Raw genomic sequence first — 20,521 nt, forward strand, 5'->3', positions numbered from 1 at the left:
TCGCTATTAGCAAAACCATGCTCTTGGTTTCGAGCGCTACCATCAAAATGGGAAAGTCCACACATTTCACCAGAGCAAAACACGCCAGGGGGAAATAGATAATCGATTGAGTATTACTGACCACTTGTCCATATAGCGTTTCTGGATGCTTGTTGGATAAGCAACCTAGACGATCATAGCTCACCCAAGCCCTCTCCATCATTAAACTATGCATCATGCCTTTGGACTAATCGCCTGAATAGTTATGCGGTTTTAAAGCTGTACTCAATGATTATTTCATTTTGAACAATAGTTTATTAATCAGACGACTTATTATTTTTTTAAACACAATAAGAAATAATAATCTCGCCTGTTAAACACAGCAACCATTCAGTAATGACAAACACAAACCTGGAGATAAACAAATGTTAAAGAAAATTATCACGACCTCTGCAGCCACTCTAGCATTAAGTCTTTCAGCAGCGAGCTTCGCAGCTGATATTGACATAAATGCAAACGGTAATGACCTTGCCATTCAGGGCTATGATCCGGTTGCTTATTTCACTCAGGAAAAGCCGACCATAGGCTCTAATGACTTCACTGCAACGTACAAAAACGCGATTTACCTCTTCAGCAGCGAACAGAACCGAGATTTATTCCGTGCCAGTCCTGCCAAGTATGCCCCTCAGTTTGGTGGTTTTTGTGCCTACGGTGTGACCAAAGGTAGAAAGTTTGACACCGACCCAACTGCCTGGCGTGTTGTCGATGGCAAGCTTTATCTGAACCTGAATAAAGATGTTCAGAAAGTCTGGCTGGAAAACGTGCCGGGCTATATCACCAATGCAAATCAAACCTGGCCAACCATTAAATCGTTCACCGATTCGGCCTTGGAAACATTCTAAATCAGACTGTCCCGGCAACTTTGTTGCCGGTGCTCATTCTGGAGAAACTCAATGAAACAGATAACAACCCTAGATGATTTTGAGACTGAGAAACAGCAGCACGAATATTTGTTGTTGAAAATATCAGCCTCGTGGTGTGATCCATGCCGGCGTTTTGCCCCGGTGAATGAGTCCGTCTCAGCTGAGCGTAATGACATATCTGTTGCAGAGATCGATGTTGATGCACTTCCTAATGTCCGTGAAGGGTTCAACGTGCGATCAGTGCCCACGCTGATCATGCTCAAAGATGGCTCACCAATTGACACGCTGGTTGGTTCACAACCCACTGCCAACGTTAACGCGTGGATTGACCACGCTATTCAAGCCTAAGAGGAATAAATGATGAAAAATAATGCCATTATCGCTGCTGCTATCGCAGCCACATTGTCACTGAGTGTGACAGTTCCCATGACTACCCACGCCGCTGGTAAGGAAAAATGCTATGGCGTGGCTGAAGCCGGTCAAAACGATTGTGCCAACCTGGCAGGTACGCATTCCTGTGCGGCGCAATCCAAAGTCGACAACGATCCGGGTGAATGGAAACTGGTGCCAGCCGGTACCTGCATTGACCTGGGTGGTTACTCAAAAGAGCAAGCCAAAGCGCTGTTGAGCAATTCGCCATCTGCATTTTGATCTTCTGAATGGAAATGCACTGATGTTCATTAACGAAGCTATGGGGGCGGAGATGATTCAAGTTGGCGTAGGTTTACGATCAGCACACTACGAGGCAGCGATGACTCCTGCCCCCATAGACTTCGTTGAAGTGCATGCAGAAAACTTTTTCGCTGAGGGTGGCGTGACGCATGACTTGTTAATGTCACTATCTGAACATTACAAGATCAGTTTGCACGGTACTTCACTGGGGCTCGGTTCTTTGCAACCCCCTCCCCCTTCACATTTAAAAAAAATGAAGCGTCTGATAGACAGGTGCTCCCCTTTTCTCACTTCAGATCATGCTTGTTTCAGTTGGTCTGTCGATGGCAAATCGACAGTTCATGCTGGTGATTTGCTGCCAATCCGTTTTGATAAAGAAACATTGCAGGCAATGACCAATAACATTCAGCGAGTGCAGGATTTATTTGGCCGTCAAATTTTGATCGAAAACATTTCATCATATCTTGCCTTTGATGGTTCAGTCATACCGGAAACTGAATTTTTCAACAGGCTCTGTGACGCCACCGGCTGTGGTCTGTTGCTAGATATTCATAACCTTTATGTCAATGCCCACAACATTGGCACGGAGCAACCATTAAATGTTGTTCTGGAAACGCTAACCGCGCTGGACACACATATTGTCAAGGAAATTCACCTTGCTGGCATCCATGATATGACTCAAGAAACCTGGATCGATGACCACAGCGGTCCGGTCAGCTCGGCTACCTGGATTGCTTATGCGGAAGCCATCAGGCGGTTTGGCGCTGTACCAACATTAGTCGAATGGGACACGCGCTTGCCTGCCTGGCCAACACTCATCGGCGAGGCCAGCACCGCAGCTTCCTTTGCCACAAAGGTGCTCGACAATGCGTAATTATCAGGTAAGTCTTTTCGAAGCGATATGGGACGGGAAAGACGACTCATTCAGTCAAGCTGGTCTTGCTATATACAGACAAAACCTTTTGATGAATGCAGAGCGTGCTCTATCAATAAGCTACCCAACGGTGGTGGAACTTGTTGGTGAGGAATTCTTTTCCATGCTGGCAAAAACTTTTGTGTGCAAGGAAAAACTGTTTGCGGGTGATTGGGGCATGTGGGGGGAGACGTTTCCATACTGGTTGGGACAACTTGAGAATCTCTCCAGTTTTCCATTCATTGCAGACAGCGCCAAGCTGGACTGGTTATGTCACGTGGCAGAGAGAGAACAAACCCCCATTTCCTCAGTTGAACAACCTCAACTGGGTATTGATTTAAGCCTGTTACGTATTCGCTATTGTGCCGGTACCTATCTTTTGAATTCAAGATACCCAATCGTTGACATCTGGACGGCACATCAAACGAAAAATCCCAATAAGCGACAACAGTTCCTGGCGCAGGCTAAAGACAAGATTTCACAGGGTTCAGGACAAAGCGCATTGATATGGCGGCCTTCATGGAAGGCGCTTGTTCGGGAGACAAGCCACAGTGAATCGGAATGGTTAGCACTGACCATTGGTGGGCTATCAATATCTGCTGCGCTGGAGCAGATGAAACAGCCATTTATATTTGATGACTGGCTTTATCAATCAACCAGTGAAGGTCTTGTCACTGGTTATTACTTGGAGACAACACAATGACTTATTTCAATTATCGTATCCCCTATTCTGACTATGTCATGCTGGCTCGTTCAATATTGGAGTCGCTCACGCTACTGGGTGTCAGGGTTTACCTTTTTACCACGTTCTTTTTCGCGGGGTTTAACAAGCTGAAAAACTGGGAATCTACCCTGTTCCTGTTTGAGTATGAGTATGCCGTTCCTGTGTTAAGACATGATTTTGCCGCTTACCTTGGAACGGCCAGCGAAATTATTCTGCCATCGCTGTTATTGTTAGGTTTTTCGACGCCACTTGCCGCTCTGGGCTTGTTTGTTTTCAATATCGTGGCGGTGCTGAGCCTGGCTGAAATGGCCCCGGCTGCCTTCTTGTTGCATGTCATTTGGGGAGGAATGATTTTCAGTCTGATTGTCTGGGGAGCTGGCAGGGTATCACTTGATAGCGTGCTTCTCAGCGCCAAAGGCTCAACCTAAATCAACTTCAGATTTTAATTCAGCTCAGGGGTAGCCATAGTGCTTATTGCTACCCCTTTTTTGTTTATCACTCGACATTTATTCTCCGTTAGCTACTCATTCGTAATGAGGTCACACAGGTATGGATGAATGGACACATCCTCTTTACTTTTGGAGATCTGGCAAGAAGTGAATCCTAATAACATGGCAACACTGCATTGGGCAGTGCAGTACAACCTTTTAAGGATTTATTATGCACATCTATCAGTATAGAGCTTGATGTGGAGAAACCGACTAAACAGCCGGTGATGGCGTACTCTTCATTACATTTATTTAAATATTACAATTAGTAAGCCAGATGCCCGTTGGCTTAGCGCAACGGGCATCACCCATCAATTCAGGGAGGGCTGAGCCCTGAGATGTTCTACCATCCAGTCGATTAATGTTCTTGTTCTTGCCGAAGAATATCGTCCTTCTCTGTGAACAACATGAACAGGCACAGGACGAGACTCATAGTCACTCAAAATAACTTTCAAAGCACCACCGGCCAGGCTCTCTGCTACCTGATAAGAGAGTAGTCGTGTTATTCCCATATCCGATAAAACCGCTTTTTCCGCTGAAAAGTTATCACTGACTGTCAGAAATGGATTCACTCTAACACTGGTATTTTTTCCCTGTTTAGAAAATCTAAGTTCATTCGTCGGGCTCAAACCTCTCGCCAGTATCATTCTGTGTTCACTGAGATCTTCAGGTTTTTTAGGATATCCATGCTCTTTAAGGTATTGCGTTGAGGCACAGAACACTCGCCTTACGGCCCCTACTCTGATGGCCTTATAAGTCGAGTCCTGCAACTCACCAATTCTGACAGCAACATCAATCCCCTCTTCCAGCATATTGACCACCCGATCGACAAAAAGCGCATCAAGTTGCATTTCAGGGTATTGCTTCAGGTAGCTAACAATGCCGTCCATCACATATAAACGACCGAACAGAACGGACGCGGTTATTCTCACAAGCCCTCTGGGAACCGCATTTTTCCCTCTCACAGCGTCATCGGCCTCTTCTGAGAGGGTTACGATATGCTTGGCATCTTTGTAATAACGCTGGCCCGCCTCGGTGATCTGCAGATGTCTGGTGGTGCGATGCAAAAGCTTCACCCCCAATCGTGTTTCCAGTTCTGAAATAGCACGACTCACTGCAGGGGGGCTCAGCCTTAACTTTCGAGCGGCACTGGCAAAGCCCTCATTTTCGACCACTGAAACAAAAACCGTCATTAAATGTAATCGGTCCATTAATTATTCCATTTTGTGAAATAGTGAATTAGCCATTTGCTCTATTATTTTATTATCGATAATACCCAATAATATTCTCACTGGATACTTCAATGCCAGTTTCATTTAACAGGAGAACAAGACATGAGCAGAATCACAACAGTAACAGACGATCTGGCTAACCACGAACAGGCCGAACTGTTCACCGCCATCAAATCCAACTTGGGCATTGTGCCTAATTTCCTTCGCGTCTTTGCGAATTCACCTGATGCGCTGAAAGCCTTTCTCGGTTTTCACCATATTGCGGGTAATGGCTCACTGGATGCAGAAACTCGTGAGCGTATTGCACTGACATTAGCTCAGAAAAATGAATGCGAATACTGCCTCTCAGCACACACCGCGATTGGTCGCAAGACCGGTTTGAATACCGCTGAAATCAACAGTAACCGTCAAGGAGACAGCCAGGATGCCAAAGCAGCGGTCGCTGTTAAGTTTTCACGCTCACTGGTTGAGCATCTCGGTGATGTCACCACAGCAGAAGTTCAGGAATTACGTGATGCTGGTTTCACTGATGCCGATATTGTAGAAATCATTACTCACACTGGCATCAACTTACTGACCAATATTTTGAGTAAAGCCAGTCGCGTTGATATTGACTTCCCTAAAGTTAATCTGAACCAGGCAGCATAAAGCAAAGCAGTGCCCGGCCTCAGGTCGGGCATTCATTCAGAGAGATCTCCTATGGCCAGAGCATTTGCACAAATAGGCTTCACACCGAATGTTAGAAAAGTGCAATCGGAAATGGGTAGCCGACAGATCTATCAAGCCTTTGAGCAGGGTGCCGACGATTTCACTGCCATTGACTTGACGACGAAAAATTTTATTGCCGAACGTGACAGCTTTTATATGGCGACGACTAATCAGGATGGTTGGCCGTACATACAACATCGAGGTGGCCCCAGGGGATTTCTGAAAGTGATTGGAGAGAAAACCATTGGTTTTGCTGACTTCAGCGGCAACCGTCAATATCTTTCAGTAGGAAACCTTCATGGAAACAACAGAGTATGTCTTTTTCTGATGAGCTATGGTGAACGGCGCAGGCTCAAGATTTGGGGACGTGCTCAAGTGGTTGAAGAAATGGACAAACCTTCAGTGGTAGCCAAACTTGAAATGTCAGATTTCCGTGCGTCTGTAGAGCGTGGCATTGTTATTAATGTTGAGGCTTTTGATTGGAACTGCCCTAAATACATCACTCCACGTTACACAAGAGATGAAATTGAGAAGATTTTTAGTCAAGAGCACACAAAAAACAGCAGGCAATTAAAAATGCTGCCCTACTCAGGCAAAGGCAGTTTGCCAATGATTATTTCAGCAGTCCGACAGCTCACAAAAGAAGTGAGAATTTATGAACTGCAACATGCAAAAGGGGCAGACCTCCCTGGGTATGAAGCAGGTGCTCATATCAGTGTGCCTGTCCAGCTTAGTGATGGCTCAAACTCAACGCATGCCTATTCACTGACAACGATAAAAAATCGACATCACTTTTATCAGATCGCGGTGAAAAATGAAAACACTGGAGACGGCGGCTCTCATTTAATACACAAGCAGTGGCAAGTTGGTACTGAAATCAACATTGAGGCGCCTGAAAATTTCTTCCGTCTTCACAACGATGAACGGCATACCGTGCTTGTCGCTGGTGGAATAGGCATTACCCCCATCAAGTCAATGGCTGAAGAGCTAGAACAACGTGGCTCTTCATTTGAAATACATTACTCAGCCAAGTCTCGTCAGGCCATGCCGTTCTATGATGAGCTATCAGAATTGTTTCCAGACAAAGTGCATTTCTATTTCAGTCAGAAGCCTCACATCAATAAGCTCGTGTTTTCTACCTTGTTTTGTCAGGCAGGTCCTGACGCAGAGTATTACATCTGTGGGCCTCAACTTTTTATGAGAGCCGCACTACAAGCTGGAGCCGAAATGGGGATAGACAGAACCACAATCCATACGGAAAATTTCAATTGAATGAGGCAATTAGACATGGTTCTTTATAACATCGCATTGTCTGGCAACTGCCATAAAGTACGACTGATGTTAAGTTTTTTAGGCATCGATTATAAATTGCACGATCTGGATTTAGGCGCTTCTGAACAAACCAGTGATGACTATCTGGCATTGAATCCGTTTGGGCAGGCACCGGTACTGAATGACAACGGCACGCTTGTTCGAGACAGTCAGGCGATTTTGATTTACCTGGCAAAAAAGTATGGTGCAGAAAATTGGTGGCCAGAGAATCATGATGAGTTGGCTCAAATCGTGGCCTGGTTATCCACGGCAGCCAATGAGGTTCAGAATGGACCGGCCCGGCTTCGTGTCCATTATAAGTTTGGTCGTCAGATTGATTTCAAGCACGCGACTGATACCAGTAACAAAGTGCTGAAAATTATTGATAGTCACCTCTCAGGGAGACATTGGCTGGTCGGAGATACTCCCACCATCGCTGACATAGCACTATACCCCTATCTTGCTTTAATGCACGAAGGTCATATTGATATGACCCCTTATCGACATATTCAGACCTGGAGAACAAGGTTTGAAGGTCTATCTGATTATCTGGCAATGCCAGGCATTTTTGAATAACTATATTCTGGAGCAAACAATGACAACCGACACTAAACCCCCACTTCCTCCCTTTACTGAAGAATCCGCAATCAAAAAGGTAAGACTCGCAGAAGATGCCTGGAATAGTCGAGACCCTGAGCGTGTATCTCAAGTGTATACAGAAGACACCATCTGGCGTAACAGAGCAGATTTTCCTCGTGGTCGTAAAGAAGTGAAAGGCTTTTTGCAAAGTAAATGGGTAAAAGAGCTGGACTATCGACTGATTAAAGAGCTTTGGGCTTTTGAGAATAACCGTATTGCAGTTCGATTTGCCTACGAATGGCATGATGACAGCGGTAACTGGTTCCGTTCGTATGGCAACGAAAACTGGGAATTTAATTCGGATGGTCTGATGCAGCGACGTTTCGCCTGTATTAATGACTTACCTATTAAAGAGTCTGAGCGTTTATTTCATTGGCCTCTTGGAAGAAGGCCCGATAATCACCCTAGCCTGAGTGATTTAAATCTTTAATTTATTGAATGCGCTTTGGAAAAGGATGTCCAGAGCATTATTGAGAACCTGTGGAAATTCCGACTTCACATCTTTTTATAAAAGCCGACCAGGTGTCGTTTGGCTCCCAGTCAGGGAATATGTATCTCCTGGCATCCTCTTTGGTTTTCTTTTTAACGAGGCGGTTGTAGAGGTAAAGAAAAGCAGACGCCCTGTAATTCAATGCACAATGAACCCAGACTTTCTTTGCTGAAAAAGCTTCCATTGCATCGTAGAAGGCGTGCAAGTGTGATAACTCCGGCGCATCAAATGGTACAGGGATATGAATGTAAGTCATACCCGTTGAGGTGACCAGATAGCCCTCATCTGACAGGGCACTCTTTGAATCAGGCATCGACAGGTTTATGACTACCTGGAACCCTTGTTTTGCTATGAGACTGAAGTCCTCTCGAGCTGGCTGGCCGGAGCTTGATAACATGGGTGATATTTTTAAATAGTTTTTGACTTTCATGCCGTGAACACCAGAGCTTTAGAGCAAAAATTAAAGCTTCGTATATCCCCATGATTAAGTGTAAGTAACAGTGGTTTGAATCGCCACTGGTTAACTAGATAGACACTTCTCTGCCTCATTAAAATACCGACGTTCGTACTCTACAGACGACAATCCATCATTGGAACCATGGCGCCTTTTAGGGTTATAAAACATCTCAATATAGTTGAACACATCCATTTTTGCTGCTTCTCGAGAGGGATAGATTTTCCATTTGATTCGTTCACGCTTCAATAGTTGGAAGAAGCTTTCATCTACAGCATTGTCATGACAATTACCACGCCGACTCATACTGCCATCAGCAGTGCATCCCAAACCAGTTCCTTTATTATCCGTTTGGTCATGGACCAGCCAATGATACGTCGGAAGAACAAGTCCATGACCGTACCTAGTACAGCCACCCTTCAAGGGTTTTGATGTAGGCGATGTCCGTTACCAACGCCTGATCGGGTTGTGTCGGGTTAAATCGCCTTTCCAGCACATTGGACGTGACCACATGTTGTTCGCCGCCTCGTGATCAGGGTTTGCGATACCCCACTTGAGCCTCAAGGCAAGAAAGCGTTATCAGTCGATGCACACGATTAATGCCGCAATACTCACCCGTGTCCCTTGCGGTAACCATAGACACAACCGGACTCAAGCCAATATTGCTCAATCAACCCTGTAAGACGATCATCCACTTTTTGTCAGTTGAACTGAGGGCTGCTTATCCAGGCATAGTACCCACTCGGGATGGCTTGCGAAAAACGCCACGCCTTTTTTAGCAGTTAAGATTGAAGCGGTCAAACAGGTCACGGTGGCTGGGCAGTGGCGGATGTCGTAAAGCAAGTTGGCACTACCACCCACAGTCTCTATACCTGGATTAAGCTCCATGGGCCTGACTTACAGCATCGTAAAGTGCTGGAGGAAACGGCCGAGATTAGACGCCTGTAAAAAGAACTCAAGCGTGTCACCGAGGGACGTGACATTCTTCGGGATAGCGTTTACCACTCATATTCCCCTCTCTTTGGGTTAGTTTATCTAACCGAAAGGTGTCTAGAAAATTAGTGGCGATTCAAGCTAAAGCTAATACGGATATCTTCGGTGCTGCCGATGCCATGAAAAAATAGATTTTCTGAAATAGGCAAAGAGCATAAATGAATATAATGCTGGGTATACTAGGTTAGTAGATTTTCTTCCCCTGAGGGGCAGAAGACCCGCACGCTCACCAACCCTCTTTACAAAAAGGGAGAATCTAGGCTGATTTTTTGAACAAGCGAACAGGTCGTCGATCCAATGGGGATGTATTATTTCCTACCTTGCATCACGCATGGTCACAAATTCTTCAGCTGCAGTGGGATGAATACCTATAGTGGCATCAAAATCCGCTTTGGTAGCACCCATTTTTACAGCAATCGCGATTCCCTGGATGATTTCACCGGCACCCTCACCCACCATGTGGCAACCAACCACCCTGTCGTTGTCATTGACAACTATCAGTTTCATAAAGACTTTCCCGTCTCCGCCGCCCAGTGTCTCTTTCATCGCTCTGAATCTACTGCGATAAATACGTATGTTATCGCCGTATTGCCCTCTGGCCTGCTCTTCCGTCAATCCGACAGATGCCGTATTGGGTTGACTGAATACGGCTGTGGGAATATTTGTATAATCAATCGTCGTGGGGACACCGGTGACAAGAGTTTTAGTCAGTGCCATACCCTCGTTAATGGCGACGGGCGTTAATTCAACTCGACCAATGACATCACCAATGGCATAAATTGATGGTTCTGCCGTTTGGAAATAGTCATCTACAATGATCGCACCATTGGAGCGGGTTTCAATGCTTGTATTCTCAAGGCCAAGTCCGTCAATGTTTGGGTGGCGACCTGTCGCATACATCACAAGGCCTGCTTCAATACTGTCACCACTATTGAGGACTGCCCTGAAAAGACCGTTATCCATTTTTTCTATATTCTCGATTTCAGTTGAGAAATGAAGTGTAACACCTTGTTTTTCAACTTCCTCCTTTAGCACTTCACGCACATCCTGATCAAAACCACGAAGAAACAGGTCACCGCGATACAATAAGTGAGTGTCAACGCCGAGCCCATTGAATATCCCGGCAAATTCAATGGCGATATAGCCGCCACCCACGATCACTATGCGCTCAGGGAGGCTATCCAGATAAAAAGCTTCATTAGATGTAATGGCGTATTCTTTACCGGGTAAGTCCGGCACAAAGGGTGTACCCCCCGTGGCAATCAATATTTTTTTGCACCGGTATACCTGGTCATTTACTTCAACACTGTCTGGTCCGAGGATTTTGGCCCAACCTTCAACCAGCTCCACACCGGCCTTATCAAGTAAATTGCCGTAGATATCATTGAGCCGCTGGATTTCACGATTTTTATTATCCCGAAGGGTGGGCCAATCGAAACTTGACTCACCCACATGCCAACCGAAGCCCTTGGCAGTACGAAACTCCTCGCGGAACGACGATGCATATACAAAAAGTTTTTTGGGAACACAGCCGACATTGACGCAGGTCCCACCAAGATACTGGGATTCGGCTACCACGACTCGCAGCCCCTGCTGGGCGCACATGCGTGCTGTTCTTACTCCGCCAGAACCAGCACCAATCACAAACAGGTCAACATCATGGTCAGCCATGATTTCTCCTCAATTTCAGGTTTATTGTTTAAACCAGGACAGTTTCTCGTGAAGTTTGACCACATCACCCACAATGATCAAGGTGGGGGCTTTGGCATTGGCTTCACGAACTTTATCTGGCAAAGTTTTTAAGTCGCCAATAAAGACCCGTTGATTGGCAGTTGTGCCCTTCTCTATCAGAGCTGCCGGTGTCCCGGCTGCCTTTCCGCGTCGAATCAGCTCTCGGCAAATACTTTCCAGTCCACTGAGCCCCATATAAAACACCAGGGTCTGGTTGGGTGAAACAAGATCCTGCCAGTTCAAATCCAGTGAATTGTCTTTCAGGTGGCCTGTTATGAAGCGCACCGACTGTGCATAATCCCGGTGGGTCAGGGGTATGCCCGCATAGCTGGCACAACCTGAGGCGGCTGTTATACCCGGTACAACCTGAAAAGGAATTCCATATTCCGCCAGGTGTGAAATTTCTTCGCCACCACGGCCAAAAATAAAAGGGTCGCCTCCCTTCAGGCGCAAAACACGTTTGCCCTGCAGGGCATATTCAGCAAGCTTTTCATTGATATTATCCTGCGTAACCGGATGGTCTCCAGCAGTTTTTCCCACATAGACCAACTCTGCATCACGGCGCACCAGCGCCAACACTTCCTTTGAAACCAACCGGTCATAAAGGACGATATCTGCCTTCTGCATCAAGCGCAGTGCACGAAATGTCAGAAGATCCGGATCGCCCGGCCCGCCTCCAACCAGATACACCTCTCCGAGTTTTTTCGAAGCGGGATTAGCTAATTTCTGCTGAATGCGACTCTCGGCTTCATCCAGTTTTTCTGCGTAAACCAATTCAGCAATGTCACCTTCAAAAACATCTTCCCAGAAAGCTTTACGAGAAAGACCATCAGCTATTTTACGCTTAACCAGATCACGATATTTTCCCGCCAATGCAGCAAGCTTGCCATAACCAGACGGGATTGATGATTCCAGCCGGGTACGAAGCATTCTCGCTAACACCGGCGCGGTACCCGCACTGCTGATGGCAATTTGTACTGGTGACCGGTCAACAATAGAGGGAAAAATGACGCTACACAGTTCAGGGCTGTCTACCACGTTGACAGGAATGTTCTTGGTCTGGGCGAGCGCTGAGATACGCCTGTTAACCGCTGTGTCATTCGTGGCCGCAACCACCAAGACCGCTCCATTGAGGTCAGCATCCTCAAACTCACGGTTTACAAGTGTCAGGCAAAATTCACGGGCCAGTTTTTGAATGGATGAATTAATCTCTGGTGCAATTACCTCAATAGCAGCGCCAACAGCAATTAGCTGACGAAGCTTTCGCAGGGCTATTTCGCCGCCACCAACCATGACACAGCGCCTATCGCGGAGATTATGAAATAACGGTAACAGGTCCATGGTTAAACTCTGGCTCTAAGACGCCCAATCAGCCAATACTGGTCTGACCACCCATATAGGGCCGCAATATCTGGGGAATGATGATGGTGCCATCTGACTGCTGGTAATTTTCCATCACAGCCAACAGCGTACGGCCCACAGCCAGTGCAGAGCCGTTCAGGGTATGCAGCAATTCTGGTTTGCCGGTCTCCGGATTGCGCCAGCGGGCCTGCATCCGGCGGGCTTGAAAATCACGAAAGTTACTACAGGATGAAATTTCCCGGTAACGCTGCTGAGATGGCAGCCACACCTCAATGTCATAGGTTCGAGCGGCTGAAAAGCCCAGGTCGCCACCACAGAGGATAATAGTTCGGTATGGAAGCTCCAGCTTCTGCAAGACCAGTTCTGCGTGGCCGGTCAACTGCTCCAGTGTTTCGGTAGATTTTTCCGGGTGGACAAACTGAACCAACTCCACTTTTTCAAATTGATGCTGTCGTATCATGCCACGCGTATCCTTGCCGTAGCTGCCAGCTTCGCTGCGAAAACAGGGACTGTGACAGGCAAACTTTATTGGCAATTGAGCCGCATCGAGAATCGTGTCGCGAAAGACATTGGTCACCGGAACTTCGGCCGTCGGGATCAGATAGAGGTCGCGATCATCGGTTAACTTAAAGAGATCTTCCTCAAATTTCGGCAACTGGCCAGTACCAAACAAGGACTCGCTGTTGACGATATACGGCACATTGATTTCCTGGTAACCGTGCTCGAGCGTATGTGTGTCCAGCATGAACTGGATCAGTGCGCGATGTAACCGGGCAATATCCCCGCGCATAACGGAGAAACGGGAACCGGTGATCTTGGTGGCTGTTTCAAAATCGAGCAGACCACAACGTTCACCAAGATCCACATGATCCCGCACGTCAAAATCAAAAGTTCTGGGTTCGCCCCAGCGACGAATCTCTACATTGTCCTCCTCTGACCTGCCTGACGGCACTTCCTGATCGGGGATATTGGGTACATTGCGCAAATAATCATCCAGTTGTTCCTGAACAGCGTCGAGCGCATCGTCAGCTTTCAAAGCAGCAATTTTTAACGACTCACCCTTCGCTTTAAGAGGTGCAATATCCTCGCCTCGCGCCTTAGCCTCGGCAATCGCCTTACCCATAATTTTTGCGTAGGCATTTCTTTCGGCCTGCAGTGATTGAGCTTTTTCCAGAAGGTCACGACGCAGTGCCCCCAGTTGATTGAGTTTTTCGACATCCAGAGTGAAACCCTTTACTGCCAGTGCAGCGGCCACAGTTTCTGGTTGAGAACGAACGTATTTGGGATCCAGCATGAGGAGGGAAAGTCCTAAAGCAAACGAGTCAGCACAATGGCAACCAGGGTTCCAGCCAAGCATAAGACGATGCTCAGAAAAACATAGGCGCCAGCGAGCGCAAGGTGGCCATTTTGCCACAAAGCAAGCGTATCAAGCGAGAAGGCTGAAAATGTCGTAAATGCGCCAATAAAACCCACCATCAACAGATCCCTTAATGCGGCGGGCAGTATGCCACGCTCTATGATGAGCACATAAAAAACACCCATTAATACAGAACCTGCCACATTAACAAGCAAAGTACCAAGAGGAAAACGATTGCCCAGTAGGGGAAAGACCAGCAGATTCACACCAAAGCGGGCCATTGCCCCCAGCGCACCGCCAGCCGCAACCACTAGCCATTGCATCAATCATTCCCCTGATAACGTTTGACAGTGCTCGCTCCATCAAGAGTACGAAGATGGCGTAGTTTTTCGGCAATCTGTTTCTCTAACCCCCGGTCTGAAGGGAAGTAGTACTGCTTGTTTTTGAGCGCCTCGGGAAAATAATTTTCTCCGGGTGAGTAGGCCCCTGGCTCATTGTGCGAATAACGATATTCTGCGCCATAATCAAGGGATTTCATCAGCGCTGTGGGTGCATTTCGCAAATGCAGGGGAACATCATGGCTTGGCATTCTGCGCACATCATCTTTGGCCTGATTAAAGGCCTGATAAACAGCATTGCTCTTGGGGGCTGCCGCAAGATAGAGAACAGCTTGGGCAATAGTCAACTCGCCCTCGGGACTACCCAAACGCTCCTGGGTTTGCCAGGCATCAAGGGCAATACTCAAAGCTCGCGGATCAGCATTGCCAATATCCTCACTGGCCATTCTTACCACACGGCGGGCGATGTAAAGAGGGTCACAGCCACCATCCAGCATGCGTGTATACCAATAGAGTGCAGCATCCGGTGATGAGCCTCTTACCGCCTTGTGTAGTGCGGAAATCTGATCATAAAAGTATTCCCCACCCTTGTCGTAGCGACGGGTATCACCCAGCAATACTTCTTCTACCGTTTCCCGAGTGATCTGTCCGTCGTTCCCGAGATCACTGGCAATTTCCAGCAGATTCAGGGCTTTTCTGGCATCGCCATCCGCAGCAGCCACCAGTAACTGTACGGCATCCTCTGCAATATCGAACTTTCCTGCGCCCAAGCCTCTTTCAGTATCACTCAGGGCATGTTGAATGATGCGTGTCAGTTGCACAGTATCAAGACTGCGCAAAACGTATACGCGGCAACGCGAAAGCAATGCATTGTTCAGCTCAAAAGATGGGTTTTCCGTGGTTGCGCCGATCAGTGCGATAGTGCCATCTTCCACATAGGGTAAAAAAGCATCCTGTTGTGATTTATTGAAACGGTGTACTTCGTCAACAAAAAGTATCGTCCGGCGGGATTGTTGATCACGAATCGCTTGGGCCTGAGCAATCGCAGCCCTGATCTCTTTTACCCCGACCAAAACGGCAGAAACCGCTTCCAGGTGGGCATCCACAGAATTGGCCACTAGGCGTGCGAGAGTGGTTTTGCCCACCCCTGGAGGACCCCAAAAGACCATTGAATGTAGTTGGCCACATTGGATTGCCTCACGAAGAGACCGCCCTTCACCTATCAAATGTGCTTGCCCGGCAAACTCCTCAAGCGAACGCGGGCGCATTCGGGCTGCCAGTGGCTGGACGATATTCCGGGCGAACAGATCACTAGTCATCGCGGAGAATATCAACCCCCTCCGGTGGTATAAATGTAAACAACTCGGGAGATAGCTGGCAATTCAATTCAGTATTAGAGAACTCGATTTCAGTGCGTTGGCCCAGACCATCCCAGAGTTTCATGCCAGTGGGTTTCTTGCCAGCAAAACTGAGCGTCAGCTTTTCATAGAGATTGTCATCCGTCAGTGGAATCAAGGTGAAAACCGACAGCTGGCCGTGCTCCACAGACACCTGATAAGTCTGTTCAAGCGCAGCCAGATCACCAATAAAAAGGACTGCCGGCGTTCGGCTAAGATCATTACTAAAAGACCGAACAGTTACCTGCTCAAGATCGGGATCAAACAGCCAGAGCGTTGTGCCATCAGAAACAATCAATTGCTCCATGGGTGGGGCTGTTTCCCATCGCACCTGGCCTGGCCTGGCAGCCTGAAGTTGGCCTGAGGTTTGCTGCAGGAGATCACCTTCAGTGGCATAAACGGTCTGAATAAACGCTGTATCCAGCGTATTCAGATCAATCAGTTGTGCACGCAGCTTTTGGGCGGCATCTGCCGCACCTTCAGCAAAGAGCGCAGTGCTGATCAACAACATGAAAAGCAGGAAAAGCGACTGCCAAACTCTATTCAACTGTGCCAGCCTCATCAATGATGTCCACTAGTCTCTCCCTGCCCCGGGTGCCAGGACCTCCCGATTACCGTTGGTCCCCATTTCACTCACCACACCAGAAACTTCCATTTGTTCTATCAATCGTGCAGCACGATTATAGCCAATACGCAATTTTCTCTGCACGGATGAGATGGACGCCTTGCGTGTTTTCAGAACGATAGCTACCGCCTCGTCATACAGCGGATCAGACTCGCCATCACTGTCTGCATCACCACTCTCTGAAGAAAATCCAGGAACCATAATTGAGCTGGTCGCTCCCTCATCCGTAATGTCGTCAAGATACTGGGGTTCCCCCCTGCGCTTCCAGTCTGCAACCACTTTATGAACTTCATGGTCATCCACGAATGCACCATGTACCCGGATTGGCACGCTGGTGCCCGGGGGTAGATATAGCATATCCCCGTGCCCCAGTAGCTGTTCTGCGCCACCCTGATCGAGGATAGTTCTTGAATCAATTTTGGAAGAGACCTGGAATGCGATGCGGGTCGGGATATTGGCCTTGATCAGTCCTGTTATAACATCGACTGATGGACGTTGCGTGGCAAGAATCAAGTGAATCCCAGCTGCCCTCGCCTTCTGCGCAATACGGGCGATTAACTGTTCCACTTTCTTGCCGACAATCATCATCATGTCTGCAAATTCGTCAATGACCACTACGATATAGGGCAGTTTTTCGAGATCCGGCGGTGTCTGCCCCCCCTCTTCCGAAAACAAACTGGCATTTTCATCGGGGCGCCACAATGGGTCAGGAATGGATTTTCCTGCGGCAGCGGCGTCAGCGACTTTCCGGTTAAACCCGGCCAGATTCCGCACACCCATGGCAGACATCAATTTATAGCGGCGTTCCATCTCTCCGACGCACCAGCGCAGACCACTGGCAGCATCCTTCATATCGGTGATCACCGGCGTCAGCAAATGGGGGATCCCCTCGTAAACCGATAGCTCCAACATTTTTGGGTCTACCAGGATCAGCCGTACATCTTCCGGACCAGCCTTGTAGAGAAGACTCAGCAACATCACATTAATGCCAACCGACTTCCCTGAGCCCGTGGTACCCGCCACCAGCAGGTGAGGCATTTTCCCCAGGTCGGCGACGATGGGAAAGCCTGAAATATCATTTCCCAAAGCCAGTGTTAGCGGAGATTTGGCGTGTTCGTAGGTCTCCGAAGACAACACCTCTGCAAGGCGGACAATTTCACGGTGCTCGTTGGGTATCTCAATGCCAACTACTGATTTGCCGGGAATCACCTCTACAACCCTGACGCTGACAACCGCCAGAGAACGGGCCAAGTCCCTTGCCAAATTACTGATTCTGCTTGCTTTTACGCCAGCTGCAGGCTGCAGTTCAAAACGGGTGACTACCGGTCCCGGCAATACTTCAACCACTTCGGCACTGATACCAAAATCCTGAAGTTTCACCTCCAGTTGTCGGGACATCGCTTCAAGGGATTCTCTCGAATAGCCCTTATCACCACTTTTATCCACTTTATCCAACAAATTGATAGGGGGTAAGCTGCCACTGACTGGTTCGTCAAAAAGTGGGCTTTGTCGCTCTTTTTGCACGCGGACACTAACGGATTCCTGCTTCACCGGTGTCTGAATAGTGGGAGGAATGCGCATTGCCTCTTTTGCCGCCCTTTTGGCTTTCACCTCGCGCCGGTGAGATTGGGCGACTTCCGCATGCCGGGCTTCTTCCCGACGAGCCTTGTAATCGGCAATGCTATGACGCACCAACTCAAGTCCTCGCAGGGTAAGCCGTCCCGCGCCATCAATTAATGCCATCCATGACAAGTCTGTAAATACCGTAAGACCAAATAGAAATATAGCCAAAAGGATTAATGTGCTGCCGACAAAACTGAAGGCTGTAGACGCTGCAGCAGAAACAGATGCTCCCAGTATACCGCCGACCCCAAAGGGTAGCGAAGTTGGCACACTGCCATAGTGCAAGGCAACGAGCGAGGTGGCACAGGACATCACGAGGATCAGCCCCAGAATACGCAATGCAAAGACGACGCCGTCAAAACCGCCCCGCTGCTGACGATAGGCGCGGAATACACCCCATGCCCGCACGGCCAGCAAAATCGGAAAAAGATAGGAAATATAGCCAAACAGGGAAAAAAATACATCCGACAGCCAGGCTCCCATTGGCCCTGCAGCATTTTCGACCCGGTTCTCAACACCGGTATGCGACCAACCAGGATCGCTCGGGGTATAACTGATAAACGCCAGCAACAGATATGCACAAACAGACAGCCAGCCAATGAGCGCACCCTCTCTCAGAATGAGCTGCCCCCTGGAGGGTGACTGCTCACCACTAGAATCTCGGGTTTTTGGTTGCTGCTTCTCTCTACTCAACTGGGCCTTCCAGGTTTTTCATTGCTGTTCGCTATTGTAATGGCAGCAAGTTGAAATACCAGCGATGCGAGACCGCATAATCCCGGTATATTTCGCCCATAGAGAAATGCTATTTTGTATGCTGTGTTCCATTCTTTATGATAACCAATGGCTCTTTGGGCCTAACTGAAACCCAATTCTGCAGGAAACCTTTATATATGTCGGCTGTACAACACCATAAACTGATCATCCTCGGCTCCGGACCCGCCGGTTATACTGCTGCTGTCTATGCTGCCCGCGCGAATCTCAACCCGGTCATTATTACCGGCATGCAGCAAGGGGGCCAGCTGACCACGACCACGGATGTGGATAACTGGCCTGGCGATGCCGAGGGTGTGCAGGGGCCTGACTTGATGATGCGTATGCAGGCTCACGCTGAGCGCTTTGATACACGCATCATTTTTGATCATATTGAGCATGTTGACTTGAAACAGCGCCCGTTTTTGCTAAGGGGCAGTCAAGCCTTCAGTTGCGATGCACTGATTATTGCCACAGGGGCTTCCGCACAGTACCTCGGATTGCCATCGGAGGAAGCGTTCATGGGCAAAGGCGTAAGCGCCTGTGCCACTTGTGACGGCTTTTTCTACCGCGGACAAAAAGTCGCTGTTATCGGCGGTGGGAATACAGCTGTCGAGGAAGCGCTTTACCTGTCAAATATCTGCAGTGAGGTCACACTGATTCATCGGCGAGAGACCCTGCGCTCCGAAAAAATATTACAGGATAAGCTCTTTGAGCGCGCCAAGAACGGTAATATCAAACTCCTTTGGAATCACACTCTGGACGAAGTACTGGGTGATGAGACAGGGGTTACAGGGTTGCGCGCGGTGAGCACGCTTGATGGCAAGGCTACAAACATTGCCTTATCGGGTGTATTTATTGCCATTGGCCACAAACCGAATACGGATATATTTAAAGACCAACTCGAGATGAAAAATGGCTATATCATTGTTCACGGAGGTAGTGATGGAAATGCCACAGCCACCAGCATAGACGGCGTCTTTGCCGCTGGCGATGTTGCCGATCATGTGTATCGTCAGGCCGTCACTTCTGCCGGTTCCGGTTGCATGGCGGCGCTGGATGCCGAAAAATATCTTGACACGTCAGCTTGATAATGCAAAAAAAGTTAACCCCGCTTGATAACAGGAACCCGGTTTTTCCAAGCCCTGAAAAGGCTTTGAAAGAACCAGCAGGGCTACTGGCTATTGGCGGGAACCTTACAACAACGACCCTTTTGTCCGCCTATCGTCAGGGTATTTTCCCCTGGTACGAGCATGGACAACCTATATTATGGTGGTCTCCCGACCCCCGGGCAGTTATTTACCCGGAACAGATACACATTTCACGATCATTAAAGAAGTCAATAAAACGCAGTAACTACCAAGTACGTACTAACACGGCTTTTTCGTCAGTTATTGAGCTCTGTGCCGCCCTCAGGTCTAACAGCCTCAGGGGAACCTGGATTACCCACGAAATTAAGAACGCCTACAATGCACTTCATCGAGAAGGTCATGCACATTCGGTCGAAATCTGGCAAAACAATATACTTATAGGAGGATTATATGGCGTCCTGATAGGACGTGTGTTTTGCGGCGAGTCGATGTTCAGCCTGATTAAGGACACGTCCAAAATCGCCCTTGTGACACTAGCTGAAATGATGTGCCGCCAAGGGGGAACTTCTTTGATCGATTGCCAGATCAGTAATGACCACCTGCGTTCGATGGGTGCAACAAGCATTCCGCGAGCAGCCTTCCTAGATCAGCTACAGATATTGAAGGACAAACCTTTCGACGGAAATTTTGGGCATAACTCCCCTGTGGGTTTAAACTGACA

General features: G+C 48.1%; 21 protein-coding genes and 2 pseudogenes. 13 read left to right on the forward strand and 10 right to left on the reverse strand.

The genetic code is table 11. The features are described 5' to 3' along the window. Positions 1 to 404 precede the first annotated feature (404 nt). Genes U740_RS08965 through U740_RS08990 form a run of 6 tightly spaced genes read left to right on the forward strand, consistent with a single transcriptional unit; the run spans position 405 to position 3,639 of the window. Positions 405 to 881: a YHS domain-containing (seleno)protein gene (locus U740_RS08965; protein WP_036860301.1), complete on the forward strand. Its 477-nt coding sequence runs from the start codon at positions 405 to 407 to the stop codon at positions 879 to 881. Between the two features lie 51 nt (positions 882 to 932). After that, positions 933 to 1,250, forward strand: a complete 318-nt coding sequence (locus U740_RS08970) for a thioredoxin family protein (protein WP_036860302.1) — start codon at positions 933 to 935, stop codon at positions 1,248 to 1,250. Positions 1,251 to 1,262: 12 nt separating this feature from the next. Continuing rightward, a complete protein-coding gene (locus tag U740_RS08975; protein ID WP_036860303.1) occupies positions 1,263 to 1,553 on the forward strand; it encodes a BufA1 family periplasmic bufferin-type metallophore in 291 nt (96 codons plus the stop codon). Positions 1,554 to 1,575: 22 nt separating this feature from the next. Next, the gene (locus tag U740_RS08980) at positions 1,576 to 2,448 is read left to right on the forward strand and encodes an MbnB/TglH/ChrH family RiPP precursor modification enzyme (RefSeq protein WP_036860304.1); all 873 of its coding nucleotides are present in this window, start codon (positions 1,576 to 1,578) and stop codon (positions 2,446 to 2,448) included. Then, the gene (locus U740_RS08985) at positions 2,441 to 3,190 is read left to right on the forward strand and encodes an HvfC/BufC N-terminal domain-containing protein (protein ID WP_036860305.1); all 750 of its coding nucleotides are present in this window, start codon (positions 2,441 to 2,443) and stop codon (positions 3,188 to 3,190) included. The genes U740_RS08980 and U740_RS08985 overlap by 8 nt, the downstream gene beginning before the upstream one ends. Next, a complete protein-coding gene (locus U740_RS08990) occupies positions 3,187 to 3,639 on the forward strand; it encodes a DoxX family protein (RefSeq protein ID WP_152556818.1) in 453 nt (150 codons plus the stop codon). Before U740_RS08985 ends, U740_RS08990 begins: the two co-directional genes overlap by 4 nt. 371 nt (positions 3,640 to 4,010) lie before the next feature. Here U740_RS08990 and U740_RS08995 read toward each other — a convergent pair whose 3' ends face one another. Further along, positions 4,011 to 4,910, reverse strand: coding sequence for a LysR family transcriptional regulator (locus U740_RS08995; protein WP_036860306.1), 900 nt, complete (start codon positions 4,908 to 4,910; stop codon positions 4,011 to 4,013). Between the two features lie 123 nt (positions 4,911 to 5,033). Here U740_RS08995 and U740_RS09000 point away from each other — a divergent pair, with 123 nt between their 5' ends. The 4 genes from U740_RS09000 to U740_RS09015 are packed head-to-tail and all read left to right on the forward strand — an operon-like array spanning position 5,034 to position 8,019. Next, a complete protein-coding gene (locus U740_RS09000) occupies positions 5,034 to 5,579 on the forward strand; it encodes a carboxymuconolactone decarboxylase family protein (protein ID WP_036860307.1) in 546 nt (181 codons plus the stop codon). A 51-nt stretch (positions 5,580 to 5,630) separates the two neighbouring features. After that, positions 5,631 to 6,911, forward strand: a complete 1,281-nt coding sequence (locus tag U740_RS09005; RefSeq protein ID WP_036860309.1) for a pyridoxamine 5'-phosphate oxidase family protein — start codon at positions 5,631 to 5,633, stop codon at positions 6,909 to 6,911. 15 nt (positions 6,912 to 6,926) lie between these two features. Beyond that, on the forward strand, positions 6,927 to 7,526 hold the full coding sequence (locus tag U740_RS09010) for a glutathione S-transferase family protein (protein ID WP_036860311.1): 600 nt from the start codon (positions 6,927 to 6,929) through the stop codon (positions 7,524 to 7,526). A 19-nt stretch (positions 7,527 to 7,545) separates the two neighbouring features. Next, positions 7,546 to 8,019, forward strand: a complete 474-nt coding sequence (locus U740_RS09015; RefSeq protein ID WP_036860312.1) for a nuclear transport factor 2 family protein — start codon at positions 7,546 to 7,548, stop codon at positions 8,017 to 8,019. A 37-nt stretch (positions 8,020 to 8,056) separates the two neighbouring features. Here the strand turns inward: U740_RS09015 and U740_RS09020 are convergent, their stop codons facing one another. Both U740_RS09020 and U740_RS12140 read right to left on the reverse strand, forming a co-directional pair. Next, a complete protein-coding gene (locus U740_RS09020; RefSeq protein WP_036860313.1) occupies positions 8,057 to 8,509 on the reverse strand; it encodes a protein tyrosine phosphatase family protein in 453 nt (150 codons plus the stop codon). Positions 8,510 to 8,599: 90 nt separating this feature from the next. Continuing rightward, a pseudogene (locus U740_RS12140) lies at positions 8,600 to 9,279 on the reverse strand (IS3 family transposase); the annotation flags it as partial. 41 nt (positions 9,280 to 9,320) lie between these two features. On the opposite strand from U740_RS12140, the pseudogene U740_RS12255 reads away from it, so the two are divergent. Further along, a pseudogene (locus U740_RS12255) lies at positions 9,321 to 9,478 on the forward strand (IS3 family transposase); the annotation flags it as partial. Positions 9,479 to 9,841: 363 nt separating this feature from the next. On the opposite strand, the gene gorA reads toward U740_RS12255, so the two are convergent. From gorA to U740_RS09055, 7 genes are read right to left on the reverse strand one after another with little or no spacing between them, the layout of a single operon-like run. Continuing rightward, complete coding sequence (gene gorA / locus U740_RS09025) at positions 9,842 to 11,197, reverse strand: glutathione-disulfide reductase (protein WP_036860315.1); 1,356 nt, start codon at positions 11,195 to 11,197, stop codon at positions 9,842 to 9,844. A gap of 21 nt (positions 11,198 to 11,218) precedes the next feature. Next, positions 11,219 to 12,598 (reverse strand): siroheme synthase CysG, encoded by a 1,380-nt coding sequence (gene cysG, locus U740_RS09030; RefSeq protein WP_036860316.1) that lies wholly within the window; start codon positions 12,596 to 12,598, stop codon positions 11,219 to 11,221. 28 nt (positions 12,599 to 12,626) lie between these two features. After that, entirely contained in the window at positions 12,627 to 13,913 is a 1,287-nt protein-coding gene (gene serS / locus U740_RS09035) for a serine--tRNA ligase (RefSeq protein WP_036860317.1), read from the reverse strand. 14 nt (positions 13,914 to 13,927) lie between these two features. Continuing rightward, a complete protein-coding gene (gene crcB, locus U740_RS09040; protein WP_036860318.1) occupies positions 13,928 to 14,299 on the reverse strand; it encodes a fluoride efflux transporter CrcB in 372 nt (123 codons plus the stop codon). Beyond that, positions 14,299 to 15,633 (reverse strand): replication-associated recombination protein A, encoded by a 1,335-nt coding sequence (locus tag U740_RS09045; protein ID WP_036860319.1) that lies wholly within the window; start codon positions 15,631 to 15,633, stop codon positions 14,299 to 14,301. The genes crcB and U740_RS09045 overlap by 1 nt, the downstream gene beginning before the upstream one ends. After that, positions 15,626 to 16,258: an outer membrane lipoprotein periplasmic chaperone LolA gene (gene lolA, locus U740_RS09050; RefSeq protein ID WP_160172065.1), complete on the reverse strand. Its 633-nt coding sequence runs from the start codon at positions 16,256 to 16,258 to the stop codon at positions 15,626 to 15,628. Before lolA ends, U740_RS09045 begins: the two co-directional genes overlap by 8 nt. A gap of 27 nt (positions 16,259 to 16,285) precedes the next feature. Then, positions 16,286 to 18,652, reverse strand: coding sequence for a DNA translocase FtsK (locus U740_RS09055; RefSeq protein WP_036860320.1), 2,367 nt, complete (start codon positions 18,650 to 18,652; stop codon positions 16,286 to 16,288). Between the two features lie 197 nt (positions 18,653 to 18,849). Here U740_RS09055 and trxB point away from each other — a divergent pair, with 197 nt between their 5' ends. Further along, positions 18,850 to 19,800, forward strand: coding sequence for a thioredoxin-disulfide reductase (trxB, locus tag U740_RS09060; RefSeq protein ID WP_036860322.1), 951 nt, complete (start codon positions 18,850 to 18,852; stop codon positions 19,798 to 19,800). A 2-nt stretch (positions 19,801 to 19,802) separates the two neighbouring features. Next, positions 19,803 to 20,519 (forward strand): leucyl/phenylalanyl-tRNA--protein transferase, encoded by a 717-nt coding sequence (gene aat / locus U740_RS09065; RefSeq protein WP_051921364.1) that lies wholly within the window; start codon positions 19,803 to 19,805, stop codon positions 20,517 to 20,519. Positions 20,520 to 20,521 lie beyond the last annotated feature (2 nt).

The organism is Porticoccus hydrocarbonoclasticus MCTG13d, from assembly GCF_000744735.1.
Classification (GTDB): domain Bacteria; phylum Pseudomonadota; class Gammaproteobacteria; order Pseudomonadales; family Porticoccaceae; genus Porticoccus; species Porticoccus hydrocarbonoclasticus.